This is a genomic window from Jeotgalicoccus aerolatus, assembly GCF_014635205.1.
GTDB classification, from domain to species: Bacteria; Bacillota; Bacilli; order Staphylococcales; family Salinicoccaceae; genus Jeotgalicoccus; species Jeotgalicoccus aerolatus.
Map to the genome: position 1 here is coordinate 196,851 of NZ_BMCN01000004.1, position 6,191 is coordinate 203,041.

Genomic DNA, 6,191 nt, shown 5'->3' on the forward strand with positions numbered 1-6,191 from the left:
AGTGAACAATTTGAATATAAATTTTTTGAGCGGCGATACACTGAGCGCAGCAAGACAGCTGCTCGGTGTTGAAATTGTAACGGAAATAAACGGAGAGCTGACAAGCGGTTTTATTACAGAAGTTGAGGCATATCTCGGTTTGAATGACAGAGCTTCACATACTTTTGGCGGGAAAATCACAAAAAAGAATGCCATGATGTTTGAACCCTACGGTCATATTTACGTTTATTCTATGCATGGCCACAACTGCATGAATTTTGTAACGACAACGGATCAACCGGAAGGGGTGCTGATTCGGGGTATCGAACCTCATCGCGGCATTGATACGATGAAAAAGAGACGGAATAAAGATGAGGATTTAACTGCGGGTCCCGGCAAACTCACAAAGGCGCTGGGTATTAACAGAACCGACCATAACGGACTTAAAATTAACAGCGAATACCTTCATGTTCACAGTGGAAGAGTGCCTTCAGCAATTGAAGAAACAGTACGTATTGGTATTGATAATAAGGAAGAAGCGGCGGATTATTTATATCGTTTCGTTGTGAAAGGGAATCCGCACGTCAGTAAGTTTAAAGGTCAAGCAGCAGACAATAACGGCTGGCAGTAAAAAAACCTGCGGGGAATTATTCCCTGCAGGTTTTTTATATATCCAAAGTTTCGTCCTGGATATCTATTTTATTATTGTCAGTATGATAACTGAAAAAACTGTTGGCAAGTCTGTCTACACGGTCGACTGAACGTGAATATTCGTGCAGTGAAGTAATAATTTCCAGTATATTTTCGTACTGGATTTTATCGTCTTCATCAGTCAGCTGTGAATATTCTTTTAGGAAGTGTGCCATCAGTGTTTCTTCAAAATAATGGCTGCCTTCCACGTACAGTTCTGATGTTTCCGGTTTGATTTTTTCAGTAAACTTCATAAATACTTGTTCGTGATAAGCCATCATCTCATCCATTTCGATACGAATGTGATATTTTAAATCATCCGGCAAGTGGTTATAGTCATTTTCGTAACGGTTAATCCGTTTTAGAAGATTATAAGCCTGTCTTGTAGAAGCAATTAAATGCTTAAACAATACTTTCCGGCGATGATCGCCAAAACGCTGTCTCTTAAATAAATTTCGTTCTTCTTTATACCACATGTACATCGTTTCTAACTTGGTCACCCGTGACTGGAGCTGTTCCAGATCTTTTTTAACATTTTGTGATTCAGTGACCGCATTTAATTCAAGACGCATCCATTTAAAAATATCATTAGCAATATTAAAACAGTTATAATACATCTTCGTTTCGTAGCGCGGCGGGATAAAGACCAGATTGACGAGCAGCGATACAAGAACACCAATCATTACTAATGAGAAACGTGTGCCTGCAGTAATAAGGAAGTCTGTTGTACTGAGATCGACACCAAACGGCACATCCATAATGGCAACGACTGTAATGACTGCCAGCGTAGAAACGCTTTGAAGTTTGAAAAACAGCAGCATAGCAAGAACCAGTATGACAGTCAGTCCAATAATCAGAACATTGTTGCCGAACAGGAGCACCATAACGATGGCAGAAATTGCCCCGATGGTGTTACCTCTAAACTGATTCCAAGTTGTCTCCAGCGAACGGTATACATTTGGCTGCAGGGCATTCACTGAAGCAATCCCCGCGATTAGCGCCGGGGCCAAGCCGATTTGATTAGTAATTAAGAAAGTGAGAACAACGGCTATACCCGTTTTTAATACTCTAGCACCAAAACGCATGGCACCAACTCCTAAAGTTCATTTTTGAACACATCTTCAACTATGTCCAGTGTATCATCAATATCTTTATCTGTATGTTCTGTCGTTAAAAACCATGCTTCGTATTTTGAAGGTGCAATGTTGATGCCTCGTTTAATCAGGCCTCTGAAGAACTTAGCAAATACTTCTCCGTCACTTCTTTCTGCCTGATTATATTCTGTAACTTTTTCATCAGTAAAGTAAATGGTCAGTGCACCGACCAAGCGGTTAATTTGCGCTGTAATATTATAATTTTTTATTAATTCATTTAGACCGTCTTCAAGTTTGGCTCCGAGTCTTTCCAGTTCATCATAAACTCCCGGCTGTTCAAGCACTTCGAGACACGCAATGCCTGCTGCCATCGACAGTGGATTACCTGCCATTGTTCCTGCCTGATATGCTGCACCGAGCGGTGCCACTTTTTCCATAATATCTAGTCTGCCGCCGTATGCGCCAATTGGTGTGCCGCCGCCAATGATTTTACCCATCGCAGTTAAATCCGGTGTGACTCCGACGATGTCGGTAGCTGAGCCGTAAGTAAATCTGAATGCAGTAATTACTTCATCGTATATAACGAGCGAGCCGTTGTCATGTGCGATATCGTTCACTGCCTGCAGGAAGCCCTCTTCGGGTTCAACAATTCCGAAATTACCGACGATAGGTTCTACTAAAACTGCTGCAATCTCATCTTTGAAGTGTTCGATTGCTGTTTTAAAATCATCAATATTATTGAAAGGAACAGTGATAACGTCTTCTGCGACACCTGCCGGTACGCCTGCAGAATCCGGAGTGCCAAGTTGTGAAGGTCCGCTGCCAGCTGCAACTAGAACCAGATCAGAATGACCGTGGTAGCATCCTTCGAATTTAATAATTTTATTTCTATTTGTGTATGCACGGGCAACGCGAATCGTTGTCATTACTGCTTCCGTGCCGGAGTTGACGAAACGCACGCGTTCAAGAGAAGGGATCGCTTTTCTAAGTTTTCTTGCAAAGTCAATCTCGAGCTGTGTTGATGTACCGTAAAGGATACCTTTGCTCGATTGTTCAGTGATCGCTTCGTGAATTCTTGGATGTGCGTGCCCGGTAATAATCGGGCCGTAAGCAGCAAGATAATCGATGTACTTGTTGCCGTCGACATCATAAAAGTATGGACCTTCTGCTCTTTCCATAACCAATGGTGCGCCGCCGCCCACAGCTTTGTATGATCTTGATGGTGAATTGACGCCACCTAAAATGACTTCTTCAGCATCGATTTGCAATTTCTTTGAATTCGTATGATTATACATAATTTCATCCTTACTTTTCGTCAAATTTATTCATTCAATATAATACCATATTTCAGCTGATTATTTAAGGAAGTAGAATGGTTTAAAGTATTCACAATAAAGGGTAAGATGAATATATAATGAAAAACCATGAGAAGGATGATAGAAGATGAATAAATTTCCGGAATTTGCATTAGAAAATCAGAACGGGGAAGTCGTGTCTAATAATTCATTGGAAGGTACTACAGTAATATATTTTTATCCGAAAGATAATACACCGGGCTGTACAACGCAGGCATGCGATATGAGAGACAGTATGAGCGACATGAATGAACTCGGGGTTAAAGTATATGGAGTAAGCGGAGACAGTAAAAAGAAACACCAGAACTTTATTGAAAAACATGATCTGAACTTTGATCTTCTTGTGGATGAAGATTTTAAATTGTCTTCCGAACTTGGAGTATACGGTCCGAAAAAAGCTTTCGGCAAAGAATTTGATGGCATAACAAGAACGACTTTTGTAATCGATGAGAATTCAAATATATTAAAACGATTTGATAATGTGAAAGCAGCAGACCATGCTGATGAGTTAAAAGATTTTCTTAAAGAGGGGTGAACATCAATGAATATTACTTCAACAGTCAAGCTCAAAGAATATATGACAGAGAAAATAAACGAAGAATATAACTACTTATATGTAGAAAAAGAAAATATGACCGATGAAATTAAAGCAGCTACGGACATTTTTGTCACATACGGCGGCGATTTAAACGAGGGAGAAGCGGCCCGATTTAAAAATCTTAAGTGGGTTCATGTTATGAGTGCCGGAATCGATGAAATTCCTAAAGATATTTTTGATAAAGCTGCAGTTACAAATTCAACGGGAATTCATAAAATCCCGATGACGGAATTTGCAGTCGGACTGCTGCTTCAATATTATAAGAAGTTTTCTGTTTTAAATGAAGCTCAAAAGAATAATGAATGGATTACTTATTCTAAATCTGAAGAGCTGTATGGCAAAAAAGCCCATATACTCGGAACGGGGAGTATCGGCAGCCACCTGGCTAAAACACTTCAAGTATTCGGTGTAAAAACTACAGGTTACAATACTAATGGACGTTCTATTGAAGGATTTGATCAGACCTATCCTATAGAAGAGCTGAATCAGCGTATCCAGACAGCTGATATGATGGTAAATATTTTACCGTCTACACCGAGTACGACAAATTTCCTTCAGACTGATACCTTTAAAGTAATGAAAGAGGATGCGGTATTTTTAAATATAGGCAGGGGAACAGTCATGTCGGATGATGTTCTCATCGAAGTATTGGAAGAGAAATATATTGCGCATATACTTTCGGATGTATTTAATGAAGAACCGCTCACACAAGACAGTCCGCTGTACAACTACGATAATTTAACAATTACACCGCACTGTTCAGCTAAAACCAGTATGTATATTGTCAGAGCGTTCGATATATTCCTCGATAATCTGAAGCATATTGATTCGCCTTTAGATATGCAAAACGTGATTGATTATAATAAAGGATATTAATAATAGTTTGACAAGGTTTTTATGTTCAAAGTACAATAGTTATATTAAGGTATATATAAATAGAAGGAAGGATCAGTCATATGAAGATGATAGATACTCATCATGACCATTTCGCAGAGTCTCTGGAGACGCTTAAAAAAACAGGCGTCAGAATTACACCTCAGAGAAAAGCTGTACTCAACTTCTTAGTTGAGAGTGAAGTGCATCCGACTGCCGATGATATATTTCAATCACTGTCCGGCGATTTTCCAAATATGAGTGTCGCTACAGTTTATAATAATTTAAAATTATTTAAGCAGACTGGTCTGGTTAAAGAACTGACTTACGGCGATTCATCGAGCCGTTTCGATTTTAACTCAGTCCCGCACTATCATATCATCTGCAGCGAATGCGGAAAAATTACGGATTTTCAATACCCGGCATTAGAAGAAGTAGAACATCTTGCTGGACTCGTTACGGATTACGATGTCAGCCATCACCGTTTAGAAATTTACGGTGTGTGCCCTGAATGCAGCGGCAAGGAGTAGGCTGTGCCAGTCTATTCAAAAAGTGTGTTTCTTCTATAATACAACTAGCATATTTAAAAAAGTTCCGCAGCTGGCCAGCTGCGGAACTTTTTTAGTTTTCTTTATTATCATTGCTGCGTATTTCATTGATCTTTTTCTCTCTGCGGTGTTTAACATTATAATCAGTAGTAAATTCTTCACCTTCGAGTTCCTGATCTAAAGTTAAAGGCTCTTTACAATGCTGACAGTAATCGACTCTGCCAAGAATTTTCGTATGACGTTCGCAGTTCGGACATTGAACAGTAACTGTTCTTGTACTGATCATGCCGACCCAGAAGTAAATAACAAAGCTGAGCAGAATCGGTAAGGTACCTAATATGAGAAAGATCATCATTGCCCATGGTGTCTCTCTAAAAAATATACCGAGATACATTACTGCCATACCTATGAATATCATAGCGAGAGCCCAGCCGCGTATACGCATGATTTTATTGCCGGGTTTTTTCATATATGTCACCTCTAAAATTATTCTATACTTTCTCGTCTCTATATGATAGTATATATCAAGTATTCATTTTACCAAATTAACAGTCCGTTACGAAGTTGTAACATTTCTAAACATGATGTTAATTATTTTTAGAAAAGAGTGTTGACGAACAGAGGGATACTTGATATTATATAAAAGTCGTCAAAATACGACAGAGACAAAACAACTGATTCTTAATAAAAGATTTTAAAAAAGTCTTGCGTCAAACAAAGTAGATATGTTAAGATATAAAAGTCGTTAAAACACGACACAACAAAACTTAACAAAGACTTTAAAAAAGAGTTTGCATTCGAAACTTGAATGTGTTAAGATTTAAAAGTCGTGAAAAACACGACGTAACAAAAACTTAACAAAAACTTAAAATAAGTCTTGCATCTGAAAAATAGACATGTTAAGATAATTGAGCAGTCAACAAGAGCTTAACAGAAAAAACATAAAGTTTAACACAAAGAACATTGAAAACTGAATGACAATATGTCAACGTTTAATTCCGAATAAAAAAGTCTTCTATTATATAGGAGCACAGATTGAGGCGAACAATATAAA

At 38.5% G+C, this 6,191-nt stretch carries 7 protein-coding genes; 4 read left to right on the forward strand and 3 right to left on the reverse strand.

The annotated features are described in order from the left end of the window. The first annotated feature begins 1 nt into the window (after position 1). The gene (locus IEU81_RS10845) at positions 2–610 is read left to right on the forward strand and encodes a DNA-3-methyladenine glycosylase (RefSeq protein ID WP_231957242.1); all 609 of its coding nucleotides are present in this window, start codon (positions 2–4) and stop codon (positions 608–610) included. 34 nt (positions 611–644) lie between these two features. Here IEU81_RS10845 and IEU81_RS10850 read toward each other — a convergent pair whose 3' ends face one another. Together IEU81_RS10850 and IEU81_RS10855 are read right to left on the reverse strand one after the other, a co-directional pair. Further along, complete coding sequence (locus tag IEU81_RS10850) at positions 645–1,754, reverse strand: FUSC family protein (protein ID WP_092596115.1); 1,110 nt, start codon at positions 1,752–1,754, stop codon at positions 645–647. A gap of 11 nt (positions 1,755–1,765) precedes the next feature. Next, positions 1,766–3,058: a glutamate-1-semialdehyde 2,1-aminomutase gene (locus IEU81_RS10855; protein ID WP_092596108.1), complete on the reverse strand. Its 1,293-nt coding sequence runs from the start codon at positions 3,056–3,058 to the stop codon at positions 1,766–1,768. Positions 3,059–3,206: 148 nt separating this feature from the next. Between IEU81_RS10855 and bcp the strand changes: the two genes are divergently transcribed. From bcp to perR, 3 genes are all read left to right on the forward strand, one after another. Further along, entirely contained in the window at positions 3,207–3,653 is a 447-nt protein-coding gene (gene bcp, locus IEU81_RS10860) for a thioredoxin-dependent thiol peroxidase (RefSeq protein ID WP_092596106.1), read from the forward strand. A gap of 6 nt (positions 3,654–3,659) precedes the next feature. Then, entirely contained in the window at positions 3,660–4,592 is a 933-nt protein-coding gene (locus IEU81_RS10865; RefSeq protein ID WP_186091025.1) for an NAD(P)-dependent oxidoreductase, read from the forward strand. An 80-nt stretch (positions 4,593–4,672) separates the two neighbouring features. Further along, a complete protein-coding gene (perR, locus tag IEU81_RS10870) occupies positions 4,673–5,119 on the forward strand; it encodes a peroxide-responsive transcriptional repressor PerR (protein ID WP_092596102.1) in 447 nt (148 codons plus the stop codon). Between the two features lie 91 nt (positions 5,120–5,210). On the opposite strand, the gene IEU81_RS10875 is transcribed toward perR, so the two are convergent. Then, complete coding sequence (locus IEU81_RS10875; RefSeq protein ID WP_092596093.1) at positions 5,211–5,606, reverse strand: DUF2614 family zinc ribbon-containing protein; 396 nt, start codon at positions 5,604–5,606, stop codon at positions 5,211–5,213. Positions 5,607–6,191: the final 585 nt, after the last annotated feature.